The organism is Hypericibacter adhaerens (genome assembly GCF_008728835.1).
Lineage (GTDB): Bacteria > Pseudomonadota > Alphaproteobacteria > Dongiales > Dongiaceae > Hypericibacter > Hypericibacter adhaerens.
In genome coordinates, this window is record NZ_CP042582.1 from 3,869,304 (window position 1) to 3,884,054 (window position 14,751).

Here is a 14,751-nt window from a genome sequence, read left to right on the forward strand (position 1 = left end):
TTAATCCATCGGATGCCGGAAGGGCGTCGGGTCGAGGAAGCGGCGCAGCACGTTCTCCGTCACCTGCGAGACATTGTTGCGGCAGCCGTTGAAGGTGAGGCTGCCGATCCAGGCGATCGAGCCGGTCGAGAAGACCGCGCCGCCCGACGAGGTCTCGTAGAAGGTCATGTCGGCCCGCACATCCGGATTCTGGGTGCCGTCCATCGCGGCGTTCGCGTTGTTGATATGCTCCGGCGAGGGGAAATAGGTGTCGGAATGCCCCTCCGACGACGCGACCACCAGCACGTGGGCGGGCGAACCGTTCGCCTTGTCGCAGCGGTCGAGCTCGATGCCGGCCGCCCCGCCGCCCACCGTGCCGAAATCGCCGATGATCTCGTCGTCAATGCCGGCGAAGATGAAGGCCGCGCGCGGATCGCGGCTCCCCGCCGTGCGGCGGTAATAGGAGCTGACATCGAACCCTTGGGCCGCCATGTCGACGCCGGCGAGGCCGGCGATCGGCCGGCCCATGCGGGACCACATGCCGCCATATTCGCCGGTGAAGCTGTGGTAGTACTCGCCGCCCTCCGCGACCCAGTCGCGGATGCCGTCTTCGGTGCGGCGCAGCTCCATCACGCCCGGTAGCGAGCGGTGGAAGGCGACGCGCCAATAGAAGCCGTTGCCGCCCAGATAGATCAGCCGCCCGCCGCGGCCGAGATGGGTCTCGAGCGCCTCGTACATCTCCTTCGAATAATATTCCGGATGGCTGCCGGTGAGGACCGCGCGATGGCCGGCCAAGGCCGGATATCCGCCCTCGTGCAGGTCCTCGTCGGTGATCACGTCATAGGGAATCGATTTCGCCTCGAGCCAGGAGATCAGGGCGAGATCCGCGTTGAACTGCCAGGGCGCGCCGCCGTCGGAACCGATCCAGGAGTTGGTGATGCCGGGCCGGAAATTGAGGATCGGCCGCAGCCGCGAGCTGTAGCAGACGCCGCTGCCGTCGCTATGGACGTCATAGAGCGAGCCGCCGACTTCGGGATGATCGTTGAGCCAGAGATCGGTCGGCCCGAACGAGGTCAGGTGGTTGGCGAAGGCGTGGAGCTTGCCACCGCCTTCGAGCCCCGCCCGCTCGTTGGCATAGGCCAGGTAGCTGGCGGTCGGCAGCAGAACCAGCGTATCGGCTGACTTGGCGCCGAGCGCCGGGCGGACGACGAACGGGACATAGTCGGTGTCGCCCTCGCCCGTGAGCTTCGCGGCATAGATGCCGCTCGGCAGCGAGGCCGGAACCGTCAGCGCGAAATCGGTCTCCCACCCGGCGTCATAGAGATCATCCTCGTGGAAATGGATCGCGCCATATTGCTCCGGCGCCCCCTTCCAGTCGAATTGGGTCCCGTCCCAGTTGAAGCCTTTCATCGCACGCGCCGGCAGGTTCACCAGCGTCCCATCGCGGCGATCGGCCGAGAGGTCGAGGATCCGGTCGGTGGTCATCTCCTTCGAGAAATCCCAGGCGCCGCGCAGATGGCCCGGCAGGCTCGCGGGCCGATGCAGCGCCTCCATCTCGGCGCGGCTCAGGGCGCGGTCGGAGAGACGCAGGCTGTCGATCTTGCCGTTGTAATGGCCAGTGGCGATGGCGGAACCCTGGCCCCGCCGCGCGAGCGAAGCTGCGATCAGCAACGGCGACCCCGGCTCAGGCCGGGGGACGACGGACAGCGTGGCCTCTTTGGCGAACGGCGCCGGACTCCAGCCCGTGCTGGCCGCGCTGTCCTGGTGCAGCCTTACCGTGCGTGTCGCCGCGTCGTAAGCGGCGGCGACAAACGTCCAGTAGCGGAGGGGCAGCGGTCGATCCGTGCCGACCCGGGCAACACCCGTTCCGTCGCCGGCCTCGAAGCCGAGAGCGCCCTTTTCGTCCAGCACCAGCGCAAAGCCGCGCCGGGACGTCTCGATCCAGCGTGCGGCGACCACCTGCCGGCGCCCGTTCGCCAAGGTCGGCCAGACCCAGGCCTGGATCGTGAAGCTCTCCAGCGTGTCGAGCCCCTCGACCGCGGTGACGATGCCATAGGAGCCGGCAGGGAGCGGCTGATGCCGCCCGGCATAGTCGCCGGTGACCGCCGTCTCGACCGGTGTCTCGATGAAGCCGAGGCCTTGCAGATGATGATCGCCCGAGATCAGCTTCACGATCTGCGCATGATAGCGCGCGATGCCATCGGACGAGACCTTGAACTCAATGGCCTCGCCGGGCCGCGCGCTGTGGCGGTCGGCATAGCCCACCAGCCGCTTCTTCGGCAGGACGGCGCTCACGACAGCACCTCCCCCGTCTGCTGCTGCCAATGGCGCTTGAAGACCTCCCACTCGGCCTCCGCGGCATTGGTGAAGGTGACACCGGGAACGAGCGTGACGGGGGCGCCGCGCTTCGGCGACTTCCTCGCGAGCGCCCATTTCCGGAACGGCTCGAGGCAGACCAGCACGAAGACCTCCTCGCCCTGATGGCTGCGCATGCGGTTCAGCATCACGCGCAGCGCCGGGCTGTGCGGCCCGAACAGATGCTGGCGGAACTCTTCCGCCAGCTCCCTGCGGAACAGATGGCGATGGGACGGGGCATCAAGGCTCATATCGATGGACTCCTCGGGCAAAGACCGGGTTGGGGAGGGCGCCCGGCGCCCTCCCCGTTCCGTCGTTGGGTCGGCGGGCGGCGCCTCAGACCTCGATCAGGGTGCGCGGCAGCTTCGACAGGACCTCGAGCCCCTTCTCGGTGACGAGAAGCGTTTCGATATAGGCCGCACCGCTGCCGCCGTCCCAGTTCTCCCAGACGTCGAACTGGTTCTCATAGTTGAACACCATGCCGGGCTGCATCGGCTGATCCTCGATGCCCGAGAGCGGGTCGGCGAAGAAGGAGCCGACCCAGTCCGGCGGCACCGAGATGCCGAGCGCATAGCCGCCCTGCCACCAGATGTATTTGTTGATGTCGTGCTTGACGAGATAGTCCTCGCCGACGGTCGAGATCTTGCTCCAGGGGTCGCCCGGCTTGACGCTGGCGAGGATCTGGTCGACGCAGCCCGACGATTTTTTCATCAGCTCGGCGAAGCGCGGATCGGGCTTGCCCAGCGTGAACGTCCGGTTCAGGTTGATATGGTAGCGGTGCAGCGCGCTGCAGAAATCGACGAAGACGAGATCGCCCTTCTTCACCTTGCGCTGCGTCGCGGCGCTGTGGTGCGTGCCGGCGCGGGGACCCGAGCCGATCATGCTGCGGATGCCGGGATAACCGCCGCCGGCCTTCATCAGGCTCGACATGATGGCGGCCTCGATCTCCGTCTCCATGATGCCGGGCGCCAGGACCTTGCGTGCGGCCTCCATGGCGTTGTCCGCCATCGCCGCCGCCTGGCGTACTACCGCGATCTCGGCCGGCGATTTCACCAGCCGGAGCCGCTCGATCAGCGTCGATGCGTCGCTCGTCTTCTTGCCTTTGGCCTCGAGCCCGTCCCGCACCGCCTTCATCACATCGGCATGGGGCGAGTAGCCCCAGGGTTCGAGCCCGATCCGCGCCTGGGCGCCGATCCGCGGCGCAATGCCGTCCACGACCTTATGGACCAGATCGGTCACATTCTCGCTCTTGCACCAGACCACGTCCTTGATCGCCGGCGTGAGCGACACGATCGTGGTGTGGCCGACACCGTCGAACCAGACGGTCTTGTCGCTGTCGGCGCGGATCAGCATCCCCGTCAGGCAGCGCGTGTGGTACCAGATCATGTCGTACCCGGCGAGCCAGGTGAGGTTCGCCGGCGTCGTGACATAGATCGCATCGAGCTTCGCGCCCTGCAGCGCGGCGCGCACCCGCGCGAGACGGTCGGCATATTCCTGGTCGGGGAAAGGCTGCGGCCAGTCGATCTGCTTGCGTAAATAATCCTGCATGGTTGTCTCCCTGAAGCCCTGTCCCACGATGGGCAGGCTTCGCCCTGCCGCTCCCGAAGGCGCGGCTGTTCCTGAATTCGAGAACGATGTGAGAGGCTGCGCCGAACGGGCCTCGCCCGTAGCCTGGCGGGCTTCGCCGGTGGCGATCAGGGCCGCGTCAGGGGCTGAACCAGAGATGCGGGCTGGAGTCGGTCAGGGCCAGCATCTTGCCGGCACGAAACGGCATCGCCGCCGTCTCGCGGACCAGGCGCGCGGCGGTGGCGTCAAATGCTGTGCTGGATCGAATTCCGGTCATCTCGGACGCTCGATCGGACATCGCGGAGGCCGATAGCTTCCACGTTTCGATGGCGCACTTCAAGCGTCTCTATGGGCGAAGACGCACTTCATCCCGATCGATGAACAGGTGCAGCGAGGCCAGCCGCGCGATGGCTCAGCCGCCCGCGATGGCCGTCGCGGGCGCGGTGCTCGGCGCCTGGCTCGTATTGGGCGCGGTCGCCGCCGCGCCGCCATCGCCGTGCTTCGCCTTGTAGTCCGACATGAAGCTCTCGAAACGCGCCACGGCGGCGAGCTTGGTAGCGAGGAGCGCGTTGGGGTCGCTCTCGGGGTCCGTCAGCATGGCGAAGGTCTGAGCCTGCGCCGTCTCCTTCATCGCCGGCCCCAGCGCCTGCCTCAGCTCGGCGAGCTTGAACTTGTCGCCGGCGAGCGACCAGGCGATCGCCTCGGCCACGCCCCACTCGGCCTGATCGGGGGTGAGAAGTTGGGCGTCGGCATCGGCGAGCAGATGGTCGAACTCGCGTGCCGCCGCGGCCCATTCCTTGAGCTCCCAATAGATGCGGGCCTTGAGCTTGCCCGCCTCGGGGTCCTGGTCGTTCGCCAGGAGCGCCACGGCCTCGAGGCTGCGGCCGGCGCGGTGCAGCGCCTGCGCCTCGACGCGGCGGCGCTCGGCCGCGAGATCGGCCGGCAGGTCGGGCCCGCCGCTCTCCTTGAGCGCGCCGAGCGCGCCTTCCGGATCGTCGTCGAGGAGGCGCACCTGGGCCAGCTTCGCGCCCACCCGCGCCTTGTCGGCGCCCGTGAGCTTGTGGCGGACCTGATCGAGCAGCACGGCATCGGCGCGGTCGAGCAGGTCGATATCGATCATGCGGTCGGCGAGCGCCATGGCGACGGCCCCGCCCTCCGCACCCGGCGGCGTCAGCTCGCTGAACTCGCCATAGAGCGAGATCGCCTCCAGCGGCTTCAGCTTCCTCGCGGTCCCGCCGAGGAAGGCGTCGCGGAAGCCCTGCGTCATGTCGGCCATGACCTTGTCGAGATCGCGATGCTGCGGGAAATGGCTCGCGAGCTGGCGCAGCAGCCCCAGGCCCTGCCGCGGCCGGCCGTCGGCCAGATAGAGCTCGCCCAGCCGCTTCAGCAGCGGAAACTCCAGCAGGCTGCCGCGCGTGGCGAAGCGCAACGCCTCGAGCCGCTTGATCGCCTCGGCGTTGGAGATGGCGCCCGTCTCGCGGGCGAGATCGACGCGCGCGAACTCGGTCCGCGCCGCCGTGTCGCCGTCGGCCTCCGGCCCGACGCGGTCCCAGGCCTCGCCCGCCGCGGCCACGTCGCCCTGGCTGCGCGCCAGCAGGCCCTGGAGGAAGGCGATCTTGGCCTGCTGCGCCGGCACCGGCCGGTCCGCCTTGAGCTTGTCGAGCCAGTCCTGCGCGCCGGTCGTATCCTGGGTCTGGATCGCGGCCTCGGCCGCCAGCGCCTCGAGCTGGAATCGCACGGGTTGCGGATAGTCGGTCACGAGCGTATCGGCATCCTGGAAGTCGTCGGCGGCCTTGCTCCAATCGCCCTTGAGCGTCGCGACCGCGCCGCGCCAGGGTTCCGCCTCGACCTCGCCATCGAGCGCATGCTGGTTGAGCGCGGCATCGGCCGCGACCGGATCGCCGGTCAGGAAGGCGGAAGCCGCCTGCATCAGCAGAAGCTGCGGGTCGAGCAGCGGATCCTGGCGCTCGGTCCCGATCAGATCGATCAGGCCGCCGGTCTCGGCCGCACGGCCATGGGCGAAATAGAAGCGCGCCAGATCGAGACGCGCCATCTCGCGCTTATCGTCGGAAGCCGCGTCGACCGCGGCCTTGAGCCGGGCCTCGACCGTCGGGAAATCACCCTCGTCCTCGCGCCGCCAGGCGGGAAGATCGAACAGCCGCTCGCTCGCGGCCGGCCCCTCGGGGTCGGGCGCATCCCCGTTCGCCGCGGCCGGTTTGGGCGCGTCGGCGATCGATGCCAGGGCGGGATCGGCCGCCGCCGCGATCGCGATGCCGCCGGCCGTCTTCGTCACCTGGAGCCCGTCCTGCTTGGGCTCGATGGCGATGCCCTGGACCGTCGCCAGCAGCCGGAAGGCGGGCCAGCCCTGCGACGGCACCACACCGAGGCCGGGCTCGGCCGAGGTCACCACAGTCAGGCGATCGCCGACCTCGGGATCGAGCAACGTCAGCGGATCGCCGGCCGAAATCAGCTTCAGCAGAACGCGCGGCGACGCAGAGGCCGCGTCGGCGGTGACGGCGATCGGCGTCGCCGGCCCTTCGGCCTGCGGCCTGAGATCGATGATCCATTTGTTGCCGTCGCGGCGCGGCAGTGCCGCGAGCCCGTTGATCCCGGTCAGGCGCAGCGTCGCGGGCATGCCGCCGATCTGCATCGCCCTGCCGATTGAAGCGGGGCCGATCGGGGCCGGCGTCGACAGCGCCGAGAGATCGAAACGCGCCGCTTGATCGAACACCAGCCAGAGCGCGCCGGAACGGCGGAAGATGGCGAGGCCGGTCGGCACGGCCCAGGGAAACTGCAAGGAGGGGCCGTCGCCGGTCCGATCGACCGCGACCGCCAGCAGCGGCGCGTTCGGATCGAGCGGCGGCGGCGCGACCACGGGCACGTCGTCATCGTCGGGCGCGGCATCGGCATGAGCCGGGGCGGGCGAGGTCGTCGAGGCGCCGTTCAAGAGATCGGCCGCCGTCATGGCATTGGCCGGCAGGAGCGGCCGGGGCTTGCCGCCATCGTTGGGCGCGGGCGTGCCGACGGCAGCGGCCGGCGGTGTCTGGGCCGCGGACGGGGTGGCCGCCGTCGGGGCCGTCGGCGTCGCGCTGGCGGCGCTTGCCGCAGCCGCATCGCCGCCCTTCGCGAGATCGAGCACCAGGCGCGGACCGTCGCGGAAATCCTTGATCGCCGTGCCGGGCATGAGGCTCAACGCCAGGACCGGCTTGGACTCGCTGCCATCCGCATGAAGGTCCTTGAGCGGAGCGGGCCAGGAGCGGACCGTGCCGTCGAGCGCCAGGCGCGCCGGCGCGTCGATCAAGAGCCGCGCCTCGTCGCCCTGCCGCTCGAGGCGATAGGGAACCGGCGCCGGGAAATCGAGCACGAGCCGGGTAAAGCCGTCATGCTGCCCGAAACGCAGCTTCACCACCGGCGCGGCGGTGGTGGCGTTGGAGGGCGGCGGCTGGATGGCGGCGGCGGCCGCTTGTGCCGGCGCGACTGGCGGCGGTGCCGTCGCGGGTGCCGGTGTCGGCGGGCTGGTCGAAGAGAATGCAGCCGGCGGCGCGGCCGGTGCCGGAGCGGCCGCGGGTGTGGCCTTGGCGAGGGCCGGCGGCGTCCCGAAGAGATCGAACGCCACCTTGGTGCCGTCCTTGAAGCTCTTGAGCGTCCAGGGGCCGGTCAGGTTGAGGACGAGCCGACGGTCGGTCTGCTCGGCGATGCCGACGATATAGGGCGACAGCAGCGACAAGGCACGGTCGGTCGCAAAGCCGGCAGGGCGGTCGAACTCGATCACCAGCTTCTGGCCTTCGACCTTCGCGCTGTAGCCCACGGCGGTGGTCCAGTCGAAGACGAGGCGCCCGAAGCCCTCCTTCTCATGGACCCAGCCGCGCGTGCGGATCGTCTCCTCGGCGCGCGCGCCGGACATCGCGACCAGGGCCGCCAGCATGAGGGCCGTCAGCACGACGGCGATGCGCTGCGAGAGGGTCATGGCGCGTTCTCGCGGTCGCGCAGCAGGAGCGCGATCTGCGGGCCGTTGCCCGGCAGGTCGCGCGTCTCGATGGCGCCGACATGGTCGAGCCCGGCATGGGCCAGCGCGTCGGTGAAGGCCTGGCCGCGGGCCAGCGCCGCCCGCCAGGCGTCCGGCGTGGGCGAACGCGGCGCCGAGACCAGCACCGAGATCGCGTTGGGGACCGTCGCCAGCAGCTGCGCCAGCGGCGCGATGGTCTGGGCCAGCGCCGCGTCGTCGCGCGCGGCCCCGCTTGCGAACAGGGCGTCGGCCGGCATCGTCATCTGCACGCCGTCCGGGACCCGCGACACCGTCACGGGAAAGCCGAGCGAGAGGCCGCCCAGCCGTTCGGTCATCAGGGCCTGGAGGTAATTGGCATCGCGCACCTCGGCGAGGGCCGCGGCATTGCGCTCGGCCTCCTTGTCGGCGCGTTCCTCGGCGGTCATCGCCGCCTCGTCATGGATGGTGACGCCGAAGATCTGCTCCCAGCGCCCGCTTTCGACGCGGGACATGGCGAAAAGCAGCACGAAGAAGCAGAGCAGCAGGCTCATCAGGTCGCTGAGCGTATAGAGCCAGAGGGTGCGGGCCTGGCCCTTGTTCTCGGTTCCGAATCCGTGGCGCGAGGTCAGGCTCATGGCGTGGCCTCGCCGCCGAGATCGATGCGCAGCCGCAGCTTGCCGCCGGGGAGAACGCTGTCGATGGCGACGCCGACGCCGCCGCCGCTCATGCCGGCGGCCACAGTCTCGCCGCCGAGTGCCGCCGCGCGCTGCACCGCCCGGTCGCCGCGCGGGAGCCGGTATTCCAGCCGGTAAGGCGTGCCGCCAGCCCCTTGGCGGATGACGGCCAGCAGGTTCTTCAGCCGGGCGCGGCCGAGCGCGCCCAGATCGTCCTCGCCGGGCTGGAACAGGCCGTTCTCCGGCAGCTCCACCTCGAGACGGTTGGCCTCGCTGGTGCGGCGGATCACGGCCAGAGGCATCGCGTTGGCGATCAGCCCCTGGACCCGGTCCTTGACCAGCCGCAGCTCCCCGATGGAACCGGCGCCGTCCTCCATGGTGTCGCTGCCGCGCTCGAGCACGCCGGAGAACTGGTCGGCCAGGCTCGCCATCACCGGCTGCGCGCGGTGCTGCTCGACACGGGTGGCGCCGGTCAGGAGGATGAAAAAGCAGAGCAGCAGCGTGATGAGATCGGCGTAGCTGATGAGCCAGGGCGGCGTGGTCGGCTGGTAGCCCTGGCGAGCGCGCCGCAGGGCCATGCGATGCGGGCTCAGAACAGGCGCAAGGCTTGCCGGCGTCAGGGCCGCGGCCGGGCCTGCATTCGAACCGGGACTGGAGAGAGCGCCCCTGCTGTCAACCGAGGCTGGCAAAGAGCGCGTCGATGTCGGCCTGCCCCTTCGCTTCCTGCGGAAGTTGCGGTCCGTTGAGAAGGGCCTGATCGCCGGTCGCGCCCTGCTTGGTCGCGTCCTCGGAGGCCGCCTTGGCCTCCTTGCGATGCTTGGTCATCTCGTCGCCGAAGGCGGAGAGCAGCGCATCCACCTTGGATTCGATGTGCTGCAGCGCCTTCACCACCTTGGAGATGCGCTGTCCGGTGATGTCCTGGAAGTTGCAGGATTCGTAGACCTGCGTGACGGCCTCGGTGACCTTCTCGGCCACTTCGGGCGGCATCTCGGCGGTCAGGTTCTCGATCTGCTCCACCGCGCCCAGGATGCCGTTGGTCGCCCCTTCGGTGGCGCCCACGATGGCCTCGAGCTCGTCGGTGGCGGTCGGCAGATGCTGATCGCGGATCTCGTCCGGGCGCAAGCTTGCGATCTCGGACTTCGCCTTCTGGATGAAATGGGCGAGCTGCTCGAGCTCGGCATAAAGCTTGATGCTCATCGGAGAGAGGTCCCCCTCCATGGTGGCGACGATGCCTTCGACCATGGCCATCAGTTCGCGCGCATCGAGCGGCTTCTCCTTGCGCTCGCGCTCGACCGTGGCCAGCTTGTCGGCCAGTTCCTTGTCGGCAACCTGCTTGCGTGCCATGGCACTGAACCCCGGCTCAGAAATTGCCGAGAATGGTGGTCAGCTTCTGCTTCAGCGTGGCGGCGTTGAACGGCTTCACAATGTAGTTGCTGACGCCCGCTTCCTTGGCCGCGATCACGTTCTCGCTCTTGCTTTCCGCCGTGATCATGATGAAGGGCAGATCCTTCAGCTTGGCGTCGGCGCGCACCTCGCGCAGGAGCTGGATGCCGGTCATCGGCTCCATGTTCCAATCCGAGATCACCAGGCTGAAGCCCTTGTCGCGCAGCTTGGCGAGCGCCGCGCTGCCGTCGGTCGCTTCCTCGACATTGTCGAAGCCGAGCTGCTTCAGCAGGTTGCGGATGATCCGAAGCATCGTCTTGTAATCGTCGACGATCAGGATCGGCATATGCATGTCGATGGACATCGATCAGCTTCCTCGAATGGGCCGTCAGGACAGGTGCGGCAGACCCGCGATTGGAGACTACCCGGCGCTGGTTAAGTGGCCGTAAACGGCTGCAATTTCTTGGCTAATCCGGAAAGGATCTATTGCACCGTGGGGGCGCGGCGGGAGGCCAGCTCGACGGTCACGGCCTGGGCCTTGGTGGCGTCCATGGCGGCCAGCACCGGGGCCAGCTTGGCTTCCTTCATGCGCTCGGCCACCTCGATCAGGACCTCCATCTCGAGGCTGTCGAAGATGCGCGCGGCATCCTTGGGCTTCATGGTCTCGTAGGTCTTGACCAGGCTCTTGTACTGCGCGTCCTGCGCGTCCTTCTGCTGCTGCAGGCCGCTCTCGATCTGCGCCTGCACCGCCTTGAGCTCGGCCAGCTTCTCGTCCATGCGCTGCTCGGTCGCGGCCAGCAGGGCCTCGCGCTGGTCGAGCGCCGTCGAGCGCTTGTCGAGCTCGTCGCGCCGCTTGGCCAGATCCTGCAGCAGCTCGATCTCGCTGTCGGAATAGTTGAACGGGTTGTCCTGGTCGGCATTGTCCGCCGTCGGCTCCGGGGGGGCGGCATCGACGCCGGTGGGCGCCGTGTCGGCCGACGCCGCCTGGGGCTGACCCAGCAGGTTCTGCTGCGCGGAGCCGTCCGGCGAGACGGGCGGCGGCGAAGGCGCCGCCGTGGGGGTGCCGTTGGCCGCCGGCGGCGCGGCGGCGGCCGAAGCCGGGGTCGCCGGGGCCGGTGTGGGCGCCGCCGTCGTGGGCGCGGCCGCCGCCGCCATCGTCGTTGCCGGGGTCGCGGGAGGCGTCGTCGCGGCCGGAGCCGTCGTCTGGCCGGGTGTCGCAGGCGCTGCGGTCGCCGCGGCCGTGGTCGTTGCCGAGGCCGTGGGAGGCGTGGTCGCCGCCGGCGCGTTGGTCTGGGCTTCGGTCGGGCTGCCGGCCGTCAGCGTCGCGTCCTGCCACATGGTACCGACCCGCAGCGTGAACAGCGCGGTGCCGAAAAAGAGCAGAACGGGAAGTACGCGCAGTCGCATGAGGAACAGCACTCTCGAGGCTCGAAGCGCCGGCCCCTGGGGACCCGGCGCGGGATTCGGGGTTCAGCGCAGGCCCGCAAGGGCCTTGAGCAGGGCGCGTCCGCTTTCCGGCAGGGTCTCGGCCGGCATCGGCCGGCGCGTCACCGTCGCCGGGCCGCCGCGCGAGGCGGAGCCGCGCACCAGATCGTTGGGATCGCCCGCGAAGGCCCGCGCCAGCGGCGTCGCCTTCGCGAGATCGCGCGCGGCCATGCGCGGCGTGTCCTTGGCCGCGGCGCTCTCGCGCGCCTCGGCGTTCTGGGGATGCAGCTCGGCGGCGCGCGGCTCCGTGGCGCGGGTCTCGTTCTGGCGCGCCTCGATGGGGCGCGCCTTGCCGATGACCGTCTCGAGGCGGTCGGCCGCGGCGGTCGCCCGCCCGATCAGGAACTCCAGATCGTCGGCGATGCCGGCACCCTTCTTGACCTGCTCCTGGATGACCTTGCCCTCGCCCTCGGCCATCCGGCGCAGCTCGGCCATGGCGCGCTGGGTCTCGGCCGCGGCCCCGGCGAAGCGCTCGATCGCGGCGTCGAAATGGGTGCGCTCGCGCTTGAGCTCGCCGATCCGCCGGTTGAGCCGCGCCACGAACAGCAGCGTCGCGCCCAGGAGCAGCACGAGCCCGGCATCGAATGCCATGGGCAGGGTCAGGAACTTCGCGAGATCCGCGGGGATCGAGAGATCGAACATCGATTGCCTACCGGTTGCGGTCCTCGATACGGACCGCGATGAGGTTGCCCTTGCGGCCCATATGGCCGCGGAACATCGGAATGTCGCCGCAGCGCATATGGATGAGCGAGCGGGGTTGGGTGTTGAGCTCGACGCGCGTGCCGACCTTCCAGTTCATCACGTCGCCGAGCTGCATGGTGAATTCGTCAAGCACGGCGTCGACATTGATCTCGGTCTGCCAGAGCTCGGTGGTCAGATGGCCTTCCCAGATCGAATCGCGGCCGAACTTCTCACCCATGAACATCTGCAGCAGGAGCTCGCGCACCGGCTCCAGCGTGGCATAGGGCAGGATCAGCTCGAGCCGGCCGCCGCGGTCTTCCATGTCGACGCGCAGCCGCGCCAGGATCGCAGCGTTGGCGCCGCGCGCGATGGTGGCGAAGCGCGGATTGGTCTCGAGGCGGTCGAAGCGGAAATTGACCTTGGAGAGCGGCTCGAAGGTGGTGGAGAGGTCGGCCAGCACCAGCGTGATCATGCGCTCGACCAGGTTGCGCTCGATGGTGGTGTAGGGCCGCCCCTCGATGCGCATCGCGGCGGTGCCGCGCCTGCCGCCCAGCAGCACGTCGACGATCGAATAGGTGAGCGAGCTGTCCACCGTGAGCAGGCCGTAATTGTCCCACTCCTCCGCCTTGAACACGCCCATCATCGCCGGCAGCGGGATCGAGTTGAGATAGTCGCCGAAGCGGATCGAGCTGATGCTGTCGAGCGAGACCTCGACATTGTCCGAGGTGAAGTTGCGCAAGGATGTCGACATCATGCGGACGAGGCGGTCGAACACCACCTCGAGCATGGGCAGGCGCTCGTAGGAGACCATCGAGCTGTTGACGATCGCCTGGATGCCCGATTCCGCCGCCGCGGCACCGCCGCCGCCGCCGATGCCGAGCAGGCTGTCGATCTCGTTCTGGTCGAGGACGCGCGTGGAACGCGGCGCGGCGCCGGGAGCCTCGGGCTCCTCTTCCTCCGCCGCCATGTTCTCCCAGGCGGCCGCCGCCGCCCGCTCTTCCTCGGAAAGCTCTTCGTCGCCCGCGGGCGCGCCGGTATTTTCGTTGGGTTCGGCCATGATCCGTGACGGTCCTACTGGACCAGCATTTCCTTGAACAACACGTCGTGCACTTCCGCCGGCTTGGCCGCGTCGGCGACGCGTGTCAGCAGTTCCTGACGCAGGCGAAGGATTCCGGCCGAGCCCTGAAGGTCCTCGACCCTGAGCGCGCGCAGATAGACCTGGAAGCTGTCGACGATGCGCGGCAGCACCGCTTCCACCTGCTTGGACGCCTCTTCATCCTTGAGCTCGAGGCTGACCTTGAGCTTCAGGTAGCTCGGCTTCTTCCCCGTCGTGACGAGGTTCACGAGCATCTCCGGCATCTCGTAATAGACGGAAGGCTTCGTCTCTTCCGGCTTGGCCTCCGCCGTCTGCTCGGCCTTGGCGCCGCCGAACAGCCCCATCATGTAGGCGCCCGCCCCGCCGCCGCCCAGAAGCAGCAGCGGCAGCAGGACGAAAAGCACCAGTTTCTTGCCGCTGAACTTCTTCTTTTTCGGCGCCTCGGCCGCCGCGGCATCGCCCTGCGCTTCGTCGGCCTCGGGGGTCTTCCCCTTGGGTTGCGGAGCCTTGGCCATATGGTGAACCCACCGTGAATTCGTTGACCCCGGCACCCTAGGGAGATGCGGTTAACATAGGGCTAAGGCAGGGGCATCCTTGCCGCCGCCACGCGGCAGATTTTTCCGCCTCTCCCGCGGCCGGCCGCTCTCAACCGCCCGTTCGTCCCGGTAAATGCCGCCATCGCCCGATTGGCATAGCGGCTGCATGGTCCTTGGCGCTCGTGGCCCCTGCCCGCCTTCCGGACAGGATGCCGCAGCCAGGTTTCATGCTTCCGGACGGTCGATGGAAAACGCCGGCTACATAGCGCTCTCGCGCCAGATGGTCTTGAACCGAGAGATGGACGTGATCGCGAACAACCTCGCGAACGTGACGACGCCCGCCTTCAAGGGGCAGACGTTGCGGTTCCAGGAGTTCCTCGATCGCGCCAAAGACGGCACCAACCTGTCCTATGTCGAGGATTCGGCGGCGCCGCGCGACTGGCGCGAGGGCCCGCTGACCGCGACCGGCAACCCGCTCGACGTCGCGATCCACGGCGACGGCTTCTTCGTGGTGAGCACGCCCACCGGCGACCGCTATACCCGCAAGGGCCATTTCGAGATGGACGCGAGCCGCCAGCTCGTCTCCTCGGACGGCGAGGTGATCCAGGGCGAGAGCGGGCCGATCACGGTGCCGCAGGACGCCTACGACATCTCGATCGCCGAGGACGGCACGGTCTCGGCCAAGAGCCCGGGCACGCCCCAGACGACGGAGCTCGGCAAGATCCGCCTGGTCAGCTTCGCCGATCCGCAGGCGCTCCAGGAAGAGTCGGCCGGCCTCTACAAGGCGGCGCCCTCGGCGACCGCGACCCCGGTCGCGAATCCCGACCTGGTCCAGGGCACCCTGGAGCAGTCCAACGTCCAGCCCATCATCGAGCTGACCCGCATGATGACGGTCAGCCGCAATTACGAAGCCGCCCAGCAGCTCGTGCAGTCCGAGCACGACCGCATCCGCAAGGCGATCTCCGGGATCGTCGGCGGGGCATAACCGGATCGAAGGTAAGGGAGTAGCAT

The 14,751-nt window shown here is 68.9% G+C and carries 14 protein-coding genes; 1 reads left to right on the forward strand and 13 read right to left on the reverse strand.

Going from position 1 to position 14,751, the window contains the following annotated elements:
* The 13 genes from FRZ61_RS17190 to FRZ61_RS17245 all read right to left on the reverse strand — a co-directional run bounded on the left by FRZ61_RS17190 (nt 1) and on the right by FRZ61_RS17245 (nt 13,719).
* Nucleotides 1-2,274, reverse strand: a complete 2,274-nt coding sequence (locus FRZ61_RS17190) for a LamG domain-containing protein (protein ID WP_191909072.1) — start codon at nt 2,272-2,274, stop codon at nt 1-3.
* Nucleotides 2,271-2,585 carry a hypothetical protein gene (locus FRZ61_RS26440; RefSeq protein WP_191909073.1) on the reverse strand — a complete coding sequence of 105 codons (315 nt, stop codon included), beginning with the start codon at nt 2,583-2,585 and terminating at the stop codon, nt 2,271-2,273. Before FRZ61_RS26440 ends, FRZ61_RS17190 begins: the two co-directional genes overlap by 4 nt.
* An 85-nt stretch (nt 2,586-2,670) precedes the next feature.
* Entirely contained in the window at nt 2,671-3,882 is a 1,212-nt protein-coding gene (locus tag FRZ61_RS17195; protein ID WP_151118888.1) for a M24 family metallopeptidase, read from the reverse strand.
* Nucleotides 3,883-4,039: 157 nt separating this feature from the next.
* Nucleotides 4,040-4,177, reverse strand: a complete 138-nt coding sequence (locus tag FRZ61_RS26445) for a hypothetical protein (RefSeq protein ID WP_191909074.1) — start codon at nt 4,175-4,177, stop codon at nt 4,040-4,042.
* 135 nt (nt 4,178-4,312) lie between these two features.
* A complete protein-coding gene (locus tag FRZ61_RS26450) occupies nt 4,313-7,867 on the reverse strand; it encodes a hypothetical protein (RefSeq protein ID WP_191909075.1) in 3,555 nt (1,184 codons plus the stop codon).
* Nucleotides 7,864-8,520 (reverse strand): flagellar motor protein MotB, encoded by a 657-nt coding sequence (locus FRZ61_RS17210; RefSeq protein ID WP_151118890.1) that lies wholly within the window; start codon nt 8,518-8,520, stop codon nt 7,864-7,866. The genes FRZ61_RS26450 and FRZ61_RS17210 overlap by 4 nt, the downstream gene beginning before the upstream one ends.
* A complete protein-coding gene (locus tag FRZ61_RS17215) occupies nt 8,517-9,137 on the reverse strand; it encodes a flagellar motor protein MotB (RefSeq protein WP_151118891.1) in 621 nt (206 codons plus the stop codon). The genes FRZ61_RS17210 and FRZ61_RS17215 overlap by 4 nt, the downstream gene beginning before the upstream one ends.
* A 94-nt stretch (nt 9,138-9,231) precedes the next feature.
* Nucleotides 9,232-9,903 carry a protein phosphatase CheZ gene (locus tag FRZ61_RS17220; protein ID WP_151118892.1) on the reverse strand — a complete coding sequence of 224 codons (672 nt, stop codon included), beginning with the start codon at nt 9,901-9,903 and terminating at the stop codon, nt 9,232-9,234.
* Between the two features lie 16 nt (nt 9,904-9,919).
* A complete protein-coding gene (locus FRZ61_RS17225; protein WP_151118893.1) occupies nt 9,920-10,306 on the reverse strand; it encodes a response regulator in 387 nt (128 codons plus the stop codon).
* Nucleotides 10,307-10,425: 119 nt separating this feature from the next.
* Entirely contained in the window at nt 10,426-11,349 is a 924-nt protein-coding gene (locus FRZ61_RS17230) for a MotE family protein (RefSeq protein WP_151118894.1), read from the reverse strand.
* A gap of 63 nt (nt 11,350-11,412) precedes the next feature.
* Nucleotides 11,413-12,069 (reverse strand): DUF6468 domain-containing protein, encoded by a 657-nt coding sequence (locus FRZ61_RS17235; RefSeq protein ID WP_151118895.1) that lies wholly within the window; start codon nt 12,067-12,069, stop codon nt 11,413-11,415.
* 7 nt (nt 12,070-12,076) lie between these two features.
* Nucleotides 12,077-13,165, reverse strand: coding sequence for a flagellar motor switch protein FliM (fliM, locus tag FRZ61_RS17240; RefSeq protein ID WP_151118896.1), 1,089 nt, complete (start codon nt 13,163-13,165; stop codon nt 12,077-12,079).
* 14 nt (nt 13,166-13,179) lie between these two features.
* Nucleotides 13,180-13,719, reverse strand: coding sequence for a flagellar basal body-associated FliL family protein (locus FRZ61_RS17245; RefSeq protein ID WP_151118897.1), 540 nt, complete (start codon nt 13,717-13,719; stop codon nt 13,180-13,182).
* A 265-nt stretch (nt 13,720-13,984) separates the two neighbouring features.
* Between FRZ61_RS17245 and flgF the strand changes: the two genes are divergently transcribed.
* On the forward strand, nt 13,985-14,725 hold the full coding sequence (gene flgF, locus FRZ61_RS17250) for a flagellar basal-body rod protein FlgF (RefSeq protein WP_191909076.1): 741 nt from the start codon (nt 13,985-13,987) through the stop codon (nt 14,723-14,725).
* The last annotated feature ends 26 nt before the right edge of the window (nt 14,726-14,751 follow it).

Excerpts from the sequence above, each read along its gene's own strand:
- FRZ61_RS17225 (WP_151118893.1), bottom strand. The coding sequence starts at position 10,306 with ATGTCCATCGACATGCATATGCCGATCCTGATCGTCGACGATTACAAG.
- FRZ61_RS17195 (WP_151118888.1), bottom strand. The coding sequence starts at position 3,882 with ATGCAGGATTATTTACGCAAGCAGATCGACTGGCCGCAGCCTTTCCCC.
- FRZ61_RS17210 (WP_151118890.1), bottom strand. The coding sequence starts at position 8,520 with ATGAGCCTGACCTCGCGCCACGGATTCGGAACCGAGAACAAGGGCCAG.
- FRZ61_RS17245 (WP_151118897.1), bottom strand. The coding sequence starts at position 13,719 with ATGGCCAAGGCTCCGCAACCCAAGGGGAAGACCCCCGAGGCCGACGAA.
- FRZ61_RS17235 (WP_151118895.1), bottom strand. The coding sequence starts at position 12,069 with ATGTTCGATCTCTCGATCCCCGCGGATCTCGCGAAGTTCCTGACCCTG.
- FRZ61_RS17215 (WP_151118891.1), bottom strand. The coding sequence starts at position 9,137 with ATGGCCCTGCGGCGCGCTCGCCAGGGCTACCAGCCGACCACGCCGCCC.
- FRZ61_RS26445 (WP_191909074.1), bottom strand. The coding sequence starts at position 4,177 with ATGACCGGAATTCGATCCAGCACAGCATTTGACGCCACCGCCGCGCGC.
- FRZ61_RS17230 (WP_151118894.1), bottom strand. The coding sequence starts at position 11,349 with ATGCGACTGCGCGTACTTCCCGTTCTGCTCTTTTTCGGCACCGCGCTG.
- FRZ61_RS17220 (WP_151118892.1), bottom strand. The coding sequence starts at position 9,903 with ATGGCACGCAAGCAGGTTGCCGACAAGGAACTGGCCGACAAGCTGGCC.
- FRZ61_RS26440 (WP_191909073.1), bottom strand. The coding sequence starts at position 2,585 with ATGAGCCTTGATGCCCCGTCCCATCGCCATCTGTTCCGCAGGGAGCTG.
- FRZ61_RS26450 (WP_191909075.1), bottom strand. The coding sequence starts at position 7,867 with ATGACCCTCTCGCAGCGCATCGCCGTCGTGCTGACGGCCCTCATGCTG.
- flgF (WP_191909076.1), top strand. The coding sequence starts at position 13,985 with ATGGAAAACGCCGGCTACATAGCGCTCTCGCGCCAGATGGTCTTGAAC.
- fliM (WP_151118896.1), bottom strand. The coding sequence starts at position 13,165 with ATGGCCGAACCCAACGAAAATACCGGCGCGCCCGCGGGCGACGAAGAG.